A 15102-nucleotide genomic window follows, 5' to 3' on the forward strand; every position below is an offset into this window, starting at 1 on the left:
CTGCCGAAGCCAGTACCTGCACTGCGGTGTGCGGCGCCTCCAAAGCCGGCGTGTAGGAATGTGTGTCGTTTACTAGCCCTACCCGCTGCACCGAGCGGGTCGCAAGTGCGTTCTGTTGCGGTATGTCCGTTTGTGTGCGGATGTTCGGGTGTCAGAGTGCCCAAGGAAGGCGTAATGTTCGAGGGCATCAGCAGCCACGACCTCGGGAGAGAGAGACGGCATGGACCACGGGACGGTCGGCAGCGCACAGTCGGGCCGGCTTCTGGTGGAGGTGCGGGAAGAGGGCTCCAGCGCCGTTGTGACGCCGGCGGGCGAGCTCGACCACCACACCGCCGATCTTCTGCGTGAGCCCCTCGACGACTTGCTGGACAAGGGCTTCTCGCGGCTCGTCGTGGACTGCTCCCGCCTGGAGTTCTGCGACTCCACGGGACTGAACGTCCTGCTCGGCGCCCGGCTGAAGGCGGACGCCGCCGGTGGCGGGGTCCACCTGGCCGGCATGCTGCCGGTGGTGGCCCGGGTGTTCGAGATCACCGGAGCCGAGACGGTCTTCACCGTCCACGACTCCGTGGAGGCCGCCCTGGCCGACGGTGCCGACTGAGCCGCCGTGTCCTGCCGGTACGGACGGGTCCGCGCCCGGCCCTCGCGGGCGTTGCGCGGGTCACCCGAACACGTGGGTGTTCCCTGGGATCGGTCGGGCAGGAGAGGGCAGAAGAAGGCGGGGGACGGCCCGGCCGGCACGCGCACGGGACGCGCGTCCGGCGGACGGGCGGTCGGTCCCCGGGTGGTGCGACGGCCGACGCGGCCGGCGCCTGTCGTCCGGCCTCTTGACCGGACCACGGACCGCGGTGCCGCTCGGACCGCTGACCGGACTTTTGTAATCGTGAACTGGTGAATCGGTGAGGTGAAGCGCTGATGAGCACCACCCGGCCTTACTCGCCGGGCGAGCGCGGCCCGGAGCCCAGCGGCGCTTCCGGGGCGTCCGAGGGGGTCGCGCCGGCCGTCGGCGCGGCCGCGGGGGCAGCCGCGCCGTCCGTGCCGACCGACGGTACTCCGCGGAGCCGTGAACGGCAGGTGCGCAGACTGCGCCTGGAAGGCGAGAGCGGGGTCGTCCCGCTCGCCCGCGACTTCACCCGCCAGGCGCTGCACGCGTGGGACTGGCTGCCCGCCGCCACCGCCGACCGGCGGGCCGCCGCCGAGGATGTGCTGCTCGTCGTCTCCGAACTGGTCACCAACGCCTGCCTGCACGCCGAGGGCCCCGACGAACTGCGGCTCACCTGCGACAACAAGGTGATCCGGATCGAGGTCTCGGACCGGGGCGCCGGCCAGCCGACCCCGCGCACCCCGCACCGGGCCGGCCGGCCCGGCGGCCACGGCATGTTCATCGTGCAGCGGCTGTGCCTGGACTGGGGCGTCATCCGGATCACCGGCACACCGGGCAAGACGGTGTGGGCGGAACTGGGCGCCCCGGCCTGACCGCGGCCGGCGGGTTCCCCGGGGTGCCGACCTGGCTCGACACCCCGCCGCGCCCGCCGGACCGCCGCGACTCCGGTGTGCGACACCGCCGCGACTCCGGTGTGTGACGCGTCCTCCTGCCTCACGACTTCCTTCCTCACGACCCCGGGCGCACCTTGACGGCCGCATCGGGCGGGCCGCCCCGGACCGGGGCCGCACCCTGGTGTTCGCCGTCGGCAACACCGGCCCGGCCCCGGGCCGTGACACGCCGGGCCCGACAGCCGGGACGCGGGGCCCGACAGCCGAAAGGGCCGCCGCACCCACCTGGGGTGCGGCGGCCCTTTCGGCACGGTCCCGAAGGTCCCGGCGGACCGGACGGACTAGTTGACGTTGCCCATCAGCTTCTTGACCTTGTTGCGGTACATCCACACCGCCACACCCGCGACCACGGCGAGCACGGCCTCCAGGGCGACGAAGCCCTTCTTGTCGAGGTTGACGCCGCCGACGGCCGGGTTGGACAGCAGGGCGGTGACGGAGTCGCCCGCGGTCACCGCGAGGAACCAGACACCCATCATCTGGGAGGCGTACTTCTGCGGTGCCATCTTCGTGGTCACCGACAGACCCACCGGGGACAGCGTCAGCTCACCGACGGTCTGCACGAAGTAGATCGCGACCAGCCACAGCGCCGCGGCCTTGTGACCGCCCTCCGCGACCGACAGCGGGGCGAGGAAGACGAAGAACGACACACCGACCAGCACCAGACCGGAAGAGAACTTCACGATCGTGCTCGGCTCCTTGCCGCGCCGGTTCAGCCACAGCCACAGCCAGGCGAAGACCGGCGCCAGCGCCATGATCAGGACCGGGTTGACCGACTGGTACCAGGAGACCGGGAAGTCCCAGCCGAGGACCGAGTTCTCGGCGCTGTCCTTGGCGAACAGCGACAGGGTCGAGCCGCCCTGGTCGTAGATCATCCAGAAGACGGCGGCGGCCACGAAGAACCAGATGTACGCCGACACCTTCGAGCGCTCGCCCGCGTCCAGGTCCTTGTCCCGCATGATCCGGGCGATGACCAGGATCGGCACGATCAGGCCGATGACGGTGAGCGGGATCAGCGCCCAGTTCAGGGTGAAGTGACCGGTGCCGCCGACGACGCCGTAGAACACCGCGGCCACGGCCAGCCAGATCAGGCCCTTGCGCAGCGTGGCGGCCTTCTCCTCGGCGGACAGCGGGGTCGGGACCTCGCTGCTCTTCGGGTTCAGGTGACGGCCGCCCAGCAGGTACTGGACCAGGCCCAGCGCCATGCCGAGCGCGGCCAGCGCGAAGCCCAGGTGCCAGTTGACGTTCTCGCCGATGGTGCCGATGACCAGCGGGGCGACGAAGGCGCCGAGGTTGATGCCGATGTAGAACAGCGTGAAGCCACCGTCGCGGCGCGGGTCCTCCGGGCCGTTGTAGAGGTGGCCGACCATCGTGGAGATGTTGGCCTTCAGCAGACCCGAACCGATGGCGACGAGCACCAGGCCGACGTAGAAGCTGGCCGCGAAGGGGACCGCCAGGCACAGGTGGCCCAGCATGATGACCGCGCCCGCGACGGCGACCGTCTTGCGGGGGCCGAGCAGACGGTCGGCGAACCAGCCGCCGGGCAGGGCGAGCAGGTACACGAGCGACAGGTACACCGCGTAGATCGCGCTCGCCGTGCCACCGCTGAGGTGCAGGCCACCCGGGGCCACCAGGTACAGCGGGAGCAGGGCCCTCATGCCGTAGTAGGAGAAACGCTCCCACATCTCGGTCATGAAGAGAGTGGCCAGTCCGCGGGGGTGGCCGAAGAAGGCTTTCTCGGAACCGGGGGTGCCCGGGCGGACCGAGTCCTTCGTCAGGCTGGACGCCATGGTCGTTCCTTGCTGGTCGGGACGCGCGATTGAGCGTGCGCGCCCGGTGGGGGTCGGCCGGCACCGGCAGGGTCGGTCGTCCACCCCCACGCCCAGGGGGAGCCCGCCTCCGGATCACGGAGGCGGCGGACGGCGACCACCGGGATCCACGCCCCACACGCGTCGCTGCGCCCGGAGCCCGGCCAGAGGTCATTCCTTTCGAGGCTGATCGGATCAGCCCGTACACAAAAGAGACCTTCAGCGTCGACTGCTCGCCAAAGGTCCCCGGTGCGTACTACAGGCGTTCAGGTCACCATACGGCAGGACACTGCCGGATATGGAAGGACTTGAGACGCGGATCACAGGTGTCGCGGGAACCACACAGCGGATTTCGAAGGTCTCTCCTACGATCGCATCCCCAGGTCAATGGTTCGTACCAGCCGGGTGCGAAGGTAAGAAGCCAGGAAAGCGATCACGCCCCGGCACCGCACACGGGCGGACTACCATCACCTCATGACCCGTGTACTGCTCGCCGAGGACGACGCGTCCATCTCGGAGCCGCTGGCCCGCGCCCTGCGCCGGGAAGGTTACGAGGTCGAGGTGCGCGAGGACGGACCCGCCGCACTCGACGCCGGAATGCAGGGCGGCGTCGACCTGGTCGTGCTGGACCTGGGCCTGCCCGGCATGGACGGCCTGGAGGTCGCCCGCCGGCTGCGGGCCGACGGCCACACCGTGCCGATCCTCATCCTGACCGCGCGGGCCGACGAGGTGGACACCGTCGTCGGCCTCGACGCGGGCGCCGACGACTACGTCACCAAGCCCTTCCGGCTCGCCGAACTGCTCGCCCGGGTGCGGGCGCTGCTGCGGCGCGGGTCCGCCGAGCCGCAGCAGCCGCCGGCCACGCACGGGGTGCGCATCGACGTGGAGTCGCACCGCGCGTGGATGGGCGACGAGGAGCTCCAGCTGACCGCCAAGGAGTTCGACCTGCTCCGGGTCCTGGTGCGCGACGCCGGCCGCGTGGTCACCCGCGACCAGCTGATGCGCGAGGTCTGGGACACCACCTGGTGGTCGTCGACCAAGACCCTCGACATGCACATCTCCTGGCTGCGCAAGAAGCTCGGCGACGACGCGGCGAACCCCCGGTACATCGCGACGGTGCGCGGCGTGGGCTTCCGCTTCGAGAAGAGCTGAGCCGGGCCGGCGATCACCTCAGGTAACGGACCATGCGTCGACGTCTCATCCAGTCCACCCTCGCCGTCGTGCTGGTGGTGATCGCCGTCTTCGGTGTCTCGCTCGTCATCGTCGAGACCCGGACCATCAGCAGCAGCGCCCAGGAGCGGGTCGAGTCGGAGGCGGTGCGGCTGGCCAGCATCGTGGACAGCCGGCTGCTGGCCGCGGAGAACATCAACGCGGACGTGCTGCGCAATCCGGTCAGCGAGGACCAGTACGCGGTCATCCGCATGCCCGGCAAGGCGCCCATAGAGATCGGCGACAAGCCCGAGGGCGATACCATCCGCTCCACGCAGCGCGGCGAGGAGGGCGAGACGGTCACCGTCGAGGAGCCCCGCTCCGCGGTGACCCGCGAGGTCGGCCGGACGCTGCTGATCATCGGGCTGGTCGCCCTGCTCGCGGTGGTCGCGGCCGTGCTGCTCGCCCTGAGACAGGCGGGCCGGCTCGCCTCCCCGCTGACCGACCTCGCCGAGACCGCCGAACGCCTCGGCTCCGGCGACCCGCGCCCGCGGCACAAGCGGTACGGCGTGCCCGAGCTGGACCGGGTCGCCGATGTGCTGGACTCCTCCGCCGAGCGGATCGCGCGCATGCTGACCGCCGAGCGGCGCCTCGCGGCCGACGCCTCGCACCAGCTGCGCACCCCGCTCACCGCGCTGTCCATGCGGCTGGAGGAGATCACCCTCACCGACGACCCGGAGACGGTGAAGGAGGAGGCCACCATCGCGCTGACGCAGGTGGAGCGGCTGACCGACGTGGTGGAGCGGCTGCTGACCAACTCGCGCGACCCGCGCACCGGCTCCGCGGTCGCCTTCGACCTGGACGAGGTCATCCAGCAGCAGCTCGCCGAGTGGCGGCCCGCCTACCGCAGCGCCGGCCGGGCCGTCGTCAGCTCCGGCAAGCGGCACCTGACGGCGGTGGGCACGCCGGGCGCGGTCGCCCAGGTGCTGGCCGCGCTGATCGAGAACTCGCTGATGCACGGCGGCGGCACGGTGGCCCTGCGCACCCGGGTCACCGGCAACCAGGCCGTGATCGAGGTGACCGACGAGGGGCCGGGGGTGCCGGCCGACCTCGGTGCGCGGATCTTCGAACGGACGATCAGCGGGCGGAACTCCACGGGGATCGGCCTGGCCGTCGCGCGCGACCTCGCGGAGGCCGACGGCGGCCGGCTGGAGCTGCTCCAGGCGCAGCCCCCGGTCTTCGGCCTGTTCCTCTCCCGCACGCCCCCGGCGCGCAAGGCGGACGAGGAGGACCGGACGACGGTCCGCTGACGGGGGTCCGCTGACGGGGGTCTGCTGACGACGGTCCGCCGACGGGGGCCGTGGAGACCGCTCGGAGACCGGCCCGAACGTGCTTAAGGAACCCGCTGTCGCGGCGCCGGCCGCCGCGGCTCCTGCTTCAGAATCGATTCCGCAGCACCCGCGACGGCCTCCCCGGCCGGCAGCGCCCGGAACACCCAGGTGCGGTAGGACCAGAACCGGAACAGCGTCGCCACACCGATGCCGACGAACTTGAAGACGTTGCTCTGCAGCGGGGTGTCCCACCCGAAGCCGTACGTCGCCAGGTACAGCAGGCCGTTCTCGATCACCAGGCCGGCCGCGCTGAACAGCAGGAACAGCACCAGCTCCCGGGTGCGCCCGCCCCGGTCGCGGTCGCGGTAGGTCCAGTAGCGGAAGCCGACGTAGTTGAAGACGATGGCCACGATGGTCGCGATGATGCTCGCCCGGACCACCGGCAGGTCCGACAGGTTCCGGACCAGGTTGAACACACCGAGGTTCACGAGGACCCCGGCCCCGCCGACGGCGCCGAATTTGAGCAACTCGCGTACGAGCCGTTGCAGCCTCGCGGAACGAGGTTCCATGGCTGGGCAGCTCCCGTCGGTAGGGTTCGACAACCCCGCCATGCTAGCCGTGCGGGCCCCGGCGCGCCCATGAAGCGGCCCACGGCCGGGAAACCTGCCGGAAAACGTGACGGAAAGCGGCGGGAAAGCGTCGGGTAAGAGTTCCGCGGGGGAGGCGATCCGGCCGCCCCCGTGTGGCCGATACCCTAGGGGTGTGACGTTCCCGGTAGTCGGCATGGTCGGCGGGGGGCAGCTCGCGCGTATGACGCACGAGGCGGGCATCCCGTTGGGCATCAGGTTCAAGCTTCTCAGTGACACCCCTCAGGATTCCGCGGCGCAGGTGGTGAGCGATGTCGTCATCGGCGACTACCGCGACCTGGACACGCTGCGCGAGTTCGCGCGCGGATGTGACGTGATCACCTTCGATCACGAACACGTCCCCACCGAGCATCTACGGGCCCTGGAGGCGGACGGCATTCCCGTGCGCCCGGGGCCCGACGCGCTGGTGCACGCCCAGGACAAGGGCGTGATGCGCGCGAGACTCGACGCGATCGGCATCCCGTGCCCCCGGCACCGGATCGTGGCCGACCCCGAGGACGTGGTGCGGTTCGCGGCCGAGGGCGACGGTTTCCCCGTGGTCCTCAAGACGGTCCGCGGCGGCTACGACGGCAAGGGCGTGTGGGTCGTGGAGAACGCCGAGGAGGCGGCCGAGCCGTTCCGCGCCGGCGTCCCCGTCCTCGCCGAGGAGAAGGTCGACTACGTCCGCGAGCTGGCCGCCAACGTCGTCCGCTCCCCGCACGGCCAGGCCGTCGCCTACCCGGTGGTGGAGTCCCGGCAGGTGAACGGCGTCTGCGACACCGTGATCGCGCCCGCCCCGGACCTGTCCGAGGATCTCGCCCTGCACGCCGAGCGGATGGCCCTGACCATCGCCAAGGAGCTGGACGTCGTCGGACACCTCGCCGTCGAGCTGTTCCAGACCCGCGACGGCCGCGTCCTGGTCAACGAACTGGCGATGCGCCCGCACAACTCCGGCCACTGGTCCATGGACGGCGCGATCACCTCGCAGTTCGCCAACCACGTCCGCGCGGTCCTGGACCTGCCGCTGGGCGACCCGCGCCCGCGCGCCAAGTGGACCGTCATGGTCAACGTCCTGGGCGGCGACTTCCCGGACATGTACTCCGCGTACTTGCACTGCATGGCCCGGGACCCCAAGCTCAAGATCCACATGTACGGCAAGGACGTGAAGCCCGGCCGCAAGGTCGGACACGTCAACACCTACGGCGACGACCTGGACGACGTGCTGGAGCGCGCCCGTCACGCAGCCGGCTACCTGAGAGGCACGATCACCGAATGAGCCCAGTTGTAGGCATCGTCATGGGGTCGGACTCGGACTGGCCCGTCATGGAGGGCGCCGCCAAGGCCCTGGACGAGTTCGAGATCGCCTACGAGGTCGACGTCGTCTCCGCGCACCGCATGCCCCGCGAGATGATCACCTACGGCGAGCAGGCCGCCGGCCGCGGACTGAAGGCGATCATCGCGGGCGCGGGCGGCGCCGCCCACCTGCCCGGCATGCTCGCCTCCGTCACCCCGCTGCCGGTCATCGGCGTGCCCGTGCCGCTGAAGTACCTGGACGGCATGGACTCGCTGCTGTCCATCGTGCAGATGCCGGCCGGCGTCCCGGTCGCCACGGTCTCCGTCGCCGGCGCCCGCAACGCCGGTCTGCTCGCGGCCCGGATGCTCGCCGCGCACGACGAGGAACTGCTGCACCGGATGCGCGACTTCCAGCAGGACCTGAACGACCAGGCCACCGAGAAGGGCAAGCGGCTGCGCGCCAAGGTCGAGGGCGCGAGCGGCTTCGGCTTCGGGCAGTGACCGGCATGGGCGCGCTGGAGGAGGCCCGGGAACTGCTGCGCGAGTTCCCGGTCGTGGACGGCCACAACGACCTGCCGTGGGCGCTGCGCGAGCAGGTCCGCTACGACCTCGACGCCCTGGACATCGCCGGGGACCGCAGCGACCGGCTGCACACCGACCTGCCGCGGCTGCGCGCGGGCGGGGTCGGCGCCCAGTACTGGTCGGTGTACGTGCCGGCCGAGCAGCCGGACCCGGTCGCGGCCACCCTGGAGCAGATCGACTGCGTCCGCCGGATGCTGGAGCGCTACCCGGCGGACCTGGCGCCCGCGCGGAGCGCCGCCGACCTGGAGACGGCCCGCGCCGAGGGCCGTATCGCCTCCCTCATGGGGGCCGAGGGCGGCCACTCCATCGCCAACTCGATGGGCACCCTGCGCGCCCTATACGCGCTCGGCGTGCGCTACATGACGCTCACCCACAACTCCAACGTGGACTGGGCGGACTCCGCGACCGACGAGCCCAGGGCCGGCGGCCTGACCGCCTTCGGCCGCGAGGTGGTCCGGGAGATGAACCGGCTCGGCATGCTGGTCGACCTCTCCCACGTGGCGGCCACCACCATGCGGGACGCGCTGGACGCCTCCACCGCGCCGGTGATCTTCTCGCACTCCTCCGCCCGGGCGGTCTGCGACCACCCGCGCAACATCCCCGACGACGTCCTGGAGCGGCTGCCCGCCAACGGCGGCATGGCGATGGTGACGTTCGTGCCCAAGTTCGTGCTCCAGGCCGCCGTCGACTGGACGGCCGCGGCCGACGAGAACCTGCGCGCCCACGGTCTGCACCACCTGGACACCAGCCCCGAGGCGATGCGGCTGCACCGCGCCTTCGAGGAGCGCCACCCGCGCCCGGTCGCCACGGTGTCCGTGGTGGCCGACCACCTGGACCACATGCGCGAGGTGGCCGGGATCGACCACCTGGGCATCGGCGGCGACTACGACGGCACCGCGTTCACCCCGGACGGCCTGGACGACGTCTCCGGCTACCCGAACCTCCTCGCCGAGCTGCTGGACCGCGGCTGGTCCCGCACCGACCTGGCCAAGCTCACCTGGCGGAACGCGGTCCGGGTGCTGGGCGCGGCGGAGGACGTGGCCCGCGGTCTCCAGGCCGGCCGTGGTCCCTCCCTCGCCACCATCGAGGAGCTGGACGGCACACCCGGCGGGAGCTGACCGGGTTACCCCCGAACGCCTCGCTCACCAGGAGGCCCCCGGCCGCTCCGTGCGACCGTGTCGGTACGCCGGCCACAGCCCGTCGCGGGCCACGGCCGGCGTCGCCGCCGCCGACGTACGGAGCCCGCCATGGCCGACCTCCAGGACGACATCCCCCGCACGACCGAGGTCGGCGAGGACGACGGCCTGCCGGACGACCCCTTCCACCTCCCGCCGGACGTGCCGGCGGGGGACGTGCCGGCCGGAGACCTGCCATCCGGTGACGTGCCGGCCGGGGACCCGCTGGAGCGGGCCCGTGCCCTGCTCGCCGGGCACCCGGTCGCCGACGGCTACAGCGGACTGCCCTGGGCCCTGCGCCATCTGCCCGGTCACGACCTCCAGCTGGGCGAGGCCGCCGTCGACACGGACCTGCCCCGGATGCGCGCCGGGCACGTGGGCGCGCTGTTCTGGTCCCTGCACCTGCCCGAGGGGCCGGCCGGCGAACGCCCGGTGGCGGCGACCCTGGAACAGCTGGACCTGGCGCGTTCGGTCGTCGAGGCCCATCCGGAGGGGCTGCGCCTGGTGCGCACCGCCGGGCAGGTCATCGACGCCCGCAACCGGGGCCGGGTCGCCGTGCTGCTCGGCCCCGCGCACGGCGCCGCACTGGACGGCTCCCTCGCCGTCCTGCGCGTCCTGCACGCCCTCGGCGTACGCGTCCTCACCCTCGCCGGCACCACCTGGGCCGGCGACTCGGGGCTCAGCCGGTTCGGCGAGGAGGTGGTGCGCGAGATGAACCGGCTCGGGGTGCTCGCCGACGTCACCGGCGCCGGCCCGGCCACCGTCCGGCGCACCCTCGCCCTGTCCAAGACCCCGGTGCTGTGCACCCGCTCGGCCGCCCGCGCCCTGCGCCCGCACCCCGCCAACCTGTCCGACGACCTGCTGGCCGCCCTGGGCGGGGCCAAGGGCCTGTGCATGGTGCCGCTGACCGCCGAGCAGACCGGCCCGGCCGTCCCGGACGTCGCCGACCACCTCGACCACATCCGCGACGTGGCCGGCCCCGAGTGCGTCGGCCTGTCCGGCACCTACGACTCCGGGGTCGTCCACCCCCGCGAGCTCGCCGACGCCTCCCGCTATCCGCACCTGATCGCCGAGCTGCTCCGGCGCGGCTGGTCCGAGACCGAACTGTCCCTGCTGACCTGGGGAAACGTCCAGCGGGTGCTGCGGGGCGCGGACTTCGCGTCCCGCGCCGCCCAGCACCGCCGGGAGGCACCGACGCCACGGATCACCGACCTGGACGCGCTGTAGCGCCCTACGACCGCCGTTTCACGACCGCCGCTTTACGACCGCCGCTTACGACCGCTCGATCCGGGACAGGCAGAACGGATGCCCGGCCGGGTCGGCGTACACCTGGAAGTCCTTCTTCTCACGGTCCTCCAGGTCCAGCGGACGGGCACCGAGCGCGAGCACCTTCTCATGGGCGGCGTCGACGTCCGCCCAGGTCGGGCCCGCGTCGAAGTCGATGTGGAGCTGCTGGCCGTTGCGGTCGGCGCGCGGCCACTCCGGCGGGGTGTAGCCCTCGGCCCGCTGGAAGGCCAGCCGGGGTCCGTCCGGCACCTGGAGGACGACCCAGTCGTCGTCCTCGGCCTGCGGGGTGCCCCCGGCCACCGCCGCGTAGAAGGCGGCCAGGCCGTGCGGGTCGGGGCAGTCGAGCACGACATTGCGGAAACGGGCCACGGGTGCCATGGGTCCTCCGGTTTCTTGTACGAGGCGGATCAGCCGGCGCAGAGACAGAACGGGTGCCCCGCCGGGTCGGCGTAGACACGGAAGGAGCGGGACCGGTCGGCGGTGTCCAGCGGCCTGGCGCCCAGTTCCAGCGCCTCCTTCTCGGCCGCGTCCAGGTCCGGCACGGTCAGGTCCAGGTGGAACTGCTGGGAGTGGTCCGCCGCCGGCCACCGGGGCGGCACGAACCCGGGCACCCGCTGGAAGGCGAGCGCCGGGCCGCCGGGCACCCTCAGGGTCATCCACTCGTCGTCCCCCTCCACCGTGCCGCCCAGCACATCGGCGTAGAAACCGGCCAGGGCGCGGGGGTCGGGACAGTCCAGGACCACGGCGTCGAGCTTGGCGAGAACCATGACTACCTCCTCCTCGGTGTTACCTGTAGAGCCGAGTAACCGGTAACGGTGACTGCATGCTCCCCCAGAAGCGGTAACGTCGCAAGCATGAGCGAGAGATCCGCCGCTCCGGGCGGCCTGGCGCTGATCGAGACGCTGGTGAACACGCTCGACATCCAGGCGGGCACCGACGCGCTGGACACGCCGGAGGTCCGCGTCCGGCTGGGAATCACCGGGGACGGCGTCGCCGGGGCCCGCGAACTGCGCGAGTCGCTGCGGGCCGCGCTGCTCGCCCACGCCGGCCACCCGCCCCACCGCGCCGTGACCCCGCTCGGCACCCTGCTCGCCCGGGCCCCGCTGTACGTCGCCGTCGACGAACGGGACGGCGCGGCCCGCCTCGCCCCCGCCGATACGAGCCCACTGCTCTCCCGTGTCGCCGTCGCCGTCGCCGAGGCGCTCGTCGCCGGCACCTGGACCAGGCTCAAGGCGTGCGAGTCCCGGACCTGCCACTGGGCGTACTACGACCGCAGCCCCGCCGGGCGCGGACGCTGGTGCTCGATGCAGGTCTGCGGGGCCCGCGCCAAGATGCGCCGCTACCGCGCGAAGGGCCCCTGACCCCCGGCACCGATGGTGCACAATGCGCACAGCCCCCGGTTCGGCCGACTGAGCCTCGGCCGAACCGGGGGCATACGGACCCAGGGAGCGCACCGAAAGTCCCGTCGGCGAAGAGCCGGTACCACCGGCTCAGCGCCGACCACGGTCCCGGGCGGACGACCCTTCCGAGCTGGACGAAGTCGCCTGACCCCACCCATGCGAAAGGTCCCCGGCAGCATGCCGGGGACCTCTCGCTGACCTGCGGAAAGCTTGCTACGGCAGGTTCCTGGCCATGACGATGCGCTGGACCTGGTTGGTGCCCTCGTAGATCTGGGTGATCTTGGCGTCGCGCATCATGCGCTCCACCGGGTAGTCGCGGGTGTAGCCGTAGCCGCCGAGGAGCTGGACGGCGTCGGTGGTGACCTCCATGGCGGTGTCCGAGGCGAAGCACTTGGCGGCGGCGCCCAGGTAGGTGAGGTCGGCGTCGCCGCGCTCGGAGGCGGCGGCGGCCTGGTAGGTGAGGGCGCGGGCCGCGGAGATCTTCATCGACATGTCGGCGAGCATGAACTGGATGCCCTGGAAGTCGGCGATCGGCTTGCCGAACTGCTTGCGCTCCTGGACGTAGCCCTTGGCGTAGTCGAAGGCGCCCTGGGCGACACCGAGGGCCTGGGCGGCGATGGTGATGCGGGTGTGGTCCAGGGTCTTCATGGCCGTCATGAAGCCGGTGCCCTCCTCGCCGATCATGCGGTCGGCGGGGATGCGGACGTTGTCGAAGTAGACCTCGCGGGTCGGGGAGCCCTTGATGCCGAGCTTCTTCTCCGGGGCGCCGAAGGAGACGCCCTCGTCGGACTTCTCCACGACGAAGGCGGAGATGCCCTTGGAGCGCTTGGCGGGGTCCGTCACGGCCATCACCGTGTAGTACTCGGAGACGCCCGCGTTGGTGATCCAGCGCTTGACGCCGTTGAGCACCCAGTGGTCGCCGTCGCGGACGGCCTTGGTCTTCATGCCGGCCGCGTCCGAGCCGGCGTCCGGCTCGGAGAGGCAGTACGAGAACATCGCGTCACCCTTGGCCAGCGGGCCCAGGTACTTCTTCTTCAGCTCCTCGGAGCCGGAGAGGATCACCGGCAGCGAGCCCAGCTTGTTCACCGCCGGGATGAGAGAGGAGGAGACACAGGCGCGGGCGACCTCCTCGATCACGATGACCGTGGCGAGCGCGTCGGCACCGGAGCCGCCGTACTCCTCGGGGACGTGCACGGCGTGCAGGTCGTTCGCCACCAGGGCGTCGAGGGCCTCCTGCGGGAAGCGCGCCTCCTCGTCCACCGCCGCGGCGTACGGCGCGATCTTCGCCTCGACCAGGGAACGGACGGCGTCCCGGAGCATGTCGTGCTCCTCGGACGGGCGGTACAGGTCGAAGTCAGCCGATCCGGCCACGGTCTCTCACGCTCCAAAGACGCAGTGATACTGACGCTAATTACCGTTAAGTAACTCAAATTTTAGAGGCCCGGCCCCCACCCGCCTACGTGACCTACGCGACAGCGGGAGAAATGCCCGGTGAGCCGCCCGGATATGCTCGGGCCCGCACGACCGAGCACGACCGACGGACCCAGCTGGAGCACCCATGAGCCTGAAGATCACCGTGATCGGCACCGGCTACCTCGGCGCCACACACGCCGCGGCCATGGCCGAGCTGGGCTTCGAGGTGCTGGGCCTGGACGTCGTACCCGAGAAGATCGCCCTGCTGGAGCGCGGCGAGACCCCGATGTACGAGCCGGGGCTCCGGGAGCTGCTGCGGGGGCACGTCGCCGGGATCGAGGGCTCGACCGGGCGGCTGCGGTTCACCACGGACTGGGCCGAGGCCGGCGCCTTCGGCGATGTGCACTTCGTGTGCGTCAACACCCCGCAGAAGCACGGCGAGTACGCCTGCGACATGTCGTACGTGGACTCCGCGATCGCCTCCCTCGCCCCGCATCTGCGCGGCCCGGCCCTGGTCGTGGGCAAGTCGACCGTGCCGGTGGGCTCCGCCGAGCGGCTGGCTGCCTACCTGGCCGAGCACGCCCCGGCGGGCGCGGACGCCGAGCTGGCCTGGAACCCGGAGTTCCTGCGCGAGGGCTTCGCCGTCCAGGACACCCTGCACCCGGACCGGATCGTGGTCGGCGTCCGCGGCGAGCGCGCCGAGAAGCTGCTGCGCGAGGTGTACGCGACGCCGGTGGCCGAGGGCACGCCGTTCGTCGTCACCGACTTCCCGACCGCGGAACTGGTGAAGACGGCCGCGAACTCCTTCCTCGCCACCAAGATCTCCTTCATCAACGCGATGGCGGAGGTGTGCGAGGCGGCCGGCGGTGACGTGGCGAAGCTCGCGGAGGCCATCGGCCACGACGACCGGATCGGCCGCAAGTTCCTGCGCGCCGGGATCGGCTTCGGCGGCGGCTGCCTGCCCAAGGACATCCGGGCGTTCATGGCCCGCGCGGGCGAGCTGGGCGCCGACCAGGCGCTGACCTTCCTGCGCGAGATCGACTCCATCAACATGCGCCGGCGCGGCCAGATGGTGGAGATGGCCCGGGAGGCCCTCGGCGGCGGCTCCTTCCTCGGCAAGCGGGTCGCGGTGCTCGGCGCCACCTTCAAGCCGGACTCGGACGACGTGCGCGACTCGCCCGCGCTGAACGTGGCCGGGCAGATCCACCTCCAGGGCGGCCAGGTGACGGTGTACGACCCGAAGGGCATGGCCAACGCCCGCAAGGTCTTCCCGACGCTGGGCTACGCCGACTCGGCGACGGCGGCCGTCCGCGGCGCCGACGTCGTCCTGCACCTGACGGAGTGGCAGGAGTTCCGCGAGCTGGACCCGGCGGCGCTCGGCGAGGCGGCGGCGGCCCGGGTGATCCTCGACGGCCGCAACACCCTCGACCCGGAGCTGTGGCGCCGGGCCGGCTGGACGTACCGGGCGATGGGCCGGCCGACGGCCTGAG

At 71.8% G+C, this 15102-nt stretch carries 15 protein-coding genes; 10 read left to right on the forward strand and 5 right to left on the reverse strand.

Annotated elements, in window-relative coordinates; all coding sequences use genetic code 11:
- Positions 1-220 precede the first annotated feature (220 nt).
- Both IH25_RS0126565 and IH25_RS0126570 read left to right on the forward strand, forming a co-directional pair.
- Entirely contained in the window at positions 221-598 is a 378-nt protein-coding gene (locus tag IH25_RS0126565) for an STAS domain-containing protein (protein WP_030615625.1), read from the forward strand.
- Positions 599-912: 314 nt separating this feature from the next.
- Positions 913-1473: an ATP-binding protein gene (locus IH25_RS0126570; protein ID WP_030615627.1), complete on the forward strand. Its 561-nt coding sequence runs from the start codon at positions 913-915 to the stop codon at positions 1471-1473.
- Positions 1474-1832: 359 nt separating this feature from the next.
- On the opposite strand, the gene IH25_RS0126575 is transcribed toward IH25_RS0126570, so the two are convergent.
- Positions 1833-3338, reverse strand: a complete 1506-nt coding sequence (locus tag IH25_RS0126575) for a peptide MFS transporter (RefSeq protein ID WP_030615629.1) — start codon at positions 3336-3338, stop codon at positions 1833-1835.
- Positions 3339-3830: 492 nt separating this feature from the next.
- Here IH25_RS0126575 and IH25_RS0126580 point away from each other — a divergent pair, with 492 nt between their 5' ends.
- Together IH25_RS0126580 and IH25_RS0126585 are read left to right on the forward strand one after the other, a co-directional pair.
- Positions 3831-4508: a response regulator transcription factor gene (locus IH25_RS0126580; RefSeq protein ID WP_030615631.1), complete on the forward strand. Its 678-nt coding sequence runs from the start codon at positions 3831-3833 to the stop codon at positions 4506-4508.
- Between the two features lie 32 nt (positions 4509-4540).
- On the forward strand, positions 4541-5815 hold the full coding sequence (locus tag IH25_RS0126585) for an ATP-binding protein (protein WP_030615634.1): 1275 nt from the start codon (positions 4541-4543) through the stop codon (positions 5813-5815).
- Between the two features lie 83 nt (positions 5816-5898).
- Here IH25_RS0126585 and IH25_RS0126590 read toward each other — a convergent pair whose 3' ends face one another.
- Positions 5899-6405 (reverse strand): GtrA family protein, encoded by a 507-nt coding sequence (locus IH25_RS0126590; protein WP_030615637.1) that lies wholly within the window; start codon positions 6403-6405, stop codon positions 5899-5901.
- Between the two features lie 193 nt (positions 6406-6598).
- Between IH25_RS0126590 and IH25_RS0126595 the strand changes: the two genes are divergently transcribed.
- The 4 genes from IH25_RS0126595 (at position 6599) to IH25_RS0126610 (ending at position 10739) form a co-directional block, all read left to right on the forward strand.
- Entirely contained in the window at positions 6599-7738 is a 1140-nt protein-coding gene (locus IH25_RS0126595; protein ID WP_030615642.1) for a 5-(carboxyamino)imidazole ribonucleotide synthase, read from the forward strand.
- Positions 7735-8256: a 5-(carboxyamino)imidazole ribonucleotide mutase gene (gene purE / locus IH25_RS0126600; RefSeq protein WP_078844426.1), complete on the forward strand. Its 522-nt coding sequence runs from the start codon at positions 7735-7737 to the stop codon at positions 8254-8256. Before IH25_RS0126595 ends, purE begins: the two co-directional genes overlap by 4 nt.
- Positions 8257-8261: 5 nt before the next feature.
- Positions 8262-9455, forward strand: a complete 1194-nt coding sequence (locus IH25_RS0126605; RefSeq protein ID WP_030615647.1) for a dipeptidase — start codon at positions 8262-8264, stop codon at positions 9453-9455.
- A 129-nt stretch (positions 9456-9584) separates the two neighbouring features.
- A complete protein-coding gene (locus IH25_RS0126610; RefSeq protein WP_030615650.1) occupies positions 9585-10739 on the forward strand; it encodes a dipeptidase in 1155 nt (384 codons plus the stop codon).
- Positions 10740-10784: 45 nt separating this feature from the next.
- Here the strand turns inward: IH25_RS0126610 and IH25_RS0126615 are convergent, their stop codons facing one another.
- Together IH25_RS0126615 and IH25_RS0126620 are read right to left on the reverse strand one after the other, a co-directional pair.
- Positions 10785-11177, reverse strand: coding sequence for a VOC family protein (locus IH25_RS0126615; protein ID WP_030615653.1), 393 nt, complete (start codon positions 11175-11177; stop codon positions 10785-10787).
- A gap of 29 nt (positions 11178-11206) precedes the next feature.
- A complete protein-coding gene (locus tag IH25_RS0126620) occupies positions 11207-11566 on the reverse strand; it encodes a VOC family protein (RefSeq protein ID WP_030615655.1) in 360 nt (119 codons plus the stop codon).
- 87 nt (positions 11567-11653) lie between these two features.
- Here IH25_RS0126620 and IH25_RS0126625 point away from each other — a divergent pair, with 87 nt between their 5' ends.
- Complete coding sequence (locus IH25_RS0126625; protein ID WP_030615658.1) at positions 11654-12160, forward strand: CGNR zinc finger domain-containing protein; 507 nt, start codon at positions 11654-11656, stop codon at positions 12158-12160.
- 252 nt (positions 12161-12412) lie between these two features.
- Here the strand turns inward: IH25_RS0126625 and IH25_RS0126630 are convergent, their stop codons facing one another.
- Positions 12413-13570, reverse strand: a complete 1158-nt coding sequence (locus tag IH25_RS0126630) for an acyl-CoA dehydrogenase (RefSeq protein WP_030615660.1) — start codon at positions 13568-13570, stop codon at positions 12413-12415.
- Positions 13571-13757: 187 nt separating this feature from the next.
- On the opposite strand from IH25_RS0126630, the gene IH25_RS0126635 reads away from it, so the two are divergent.
- Positions 13758-15101, forward strand: coding sequence for a UDP-glucose dehydrogenase family protein (locus tag IH25_RS0126635; protein ID WP_030615663.1), 1344 nt, complete (start codon positions 13758-13760; stop codon positions 15099-15101).
- The last annotated feature ends 1 nt before the right edge of the window (position 15102 follow it).

The organism is Streptomyces achromogenes subsp. achromogenes, assembly GCF_000720835.1.
GTDB lineage: Bacteria > Actinomycetota > Actinomycetes > Streptomycetales > Streptomycetaceae > Streptomyces > Streptomyces achromogenes.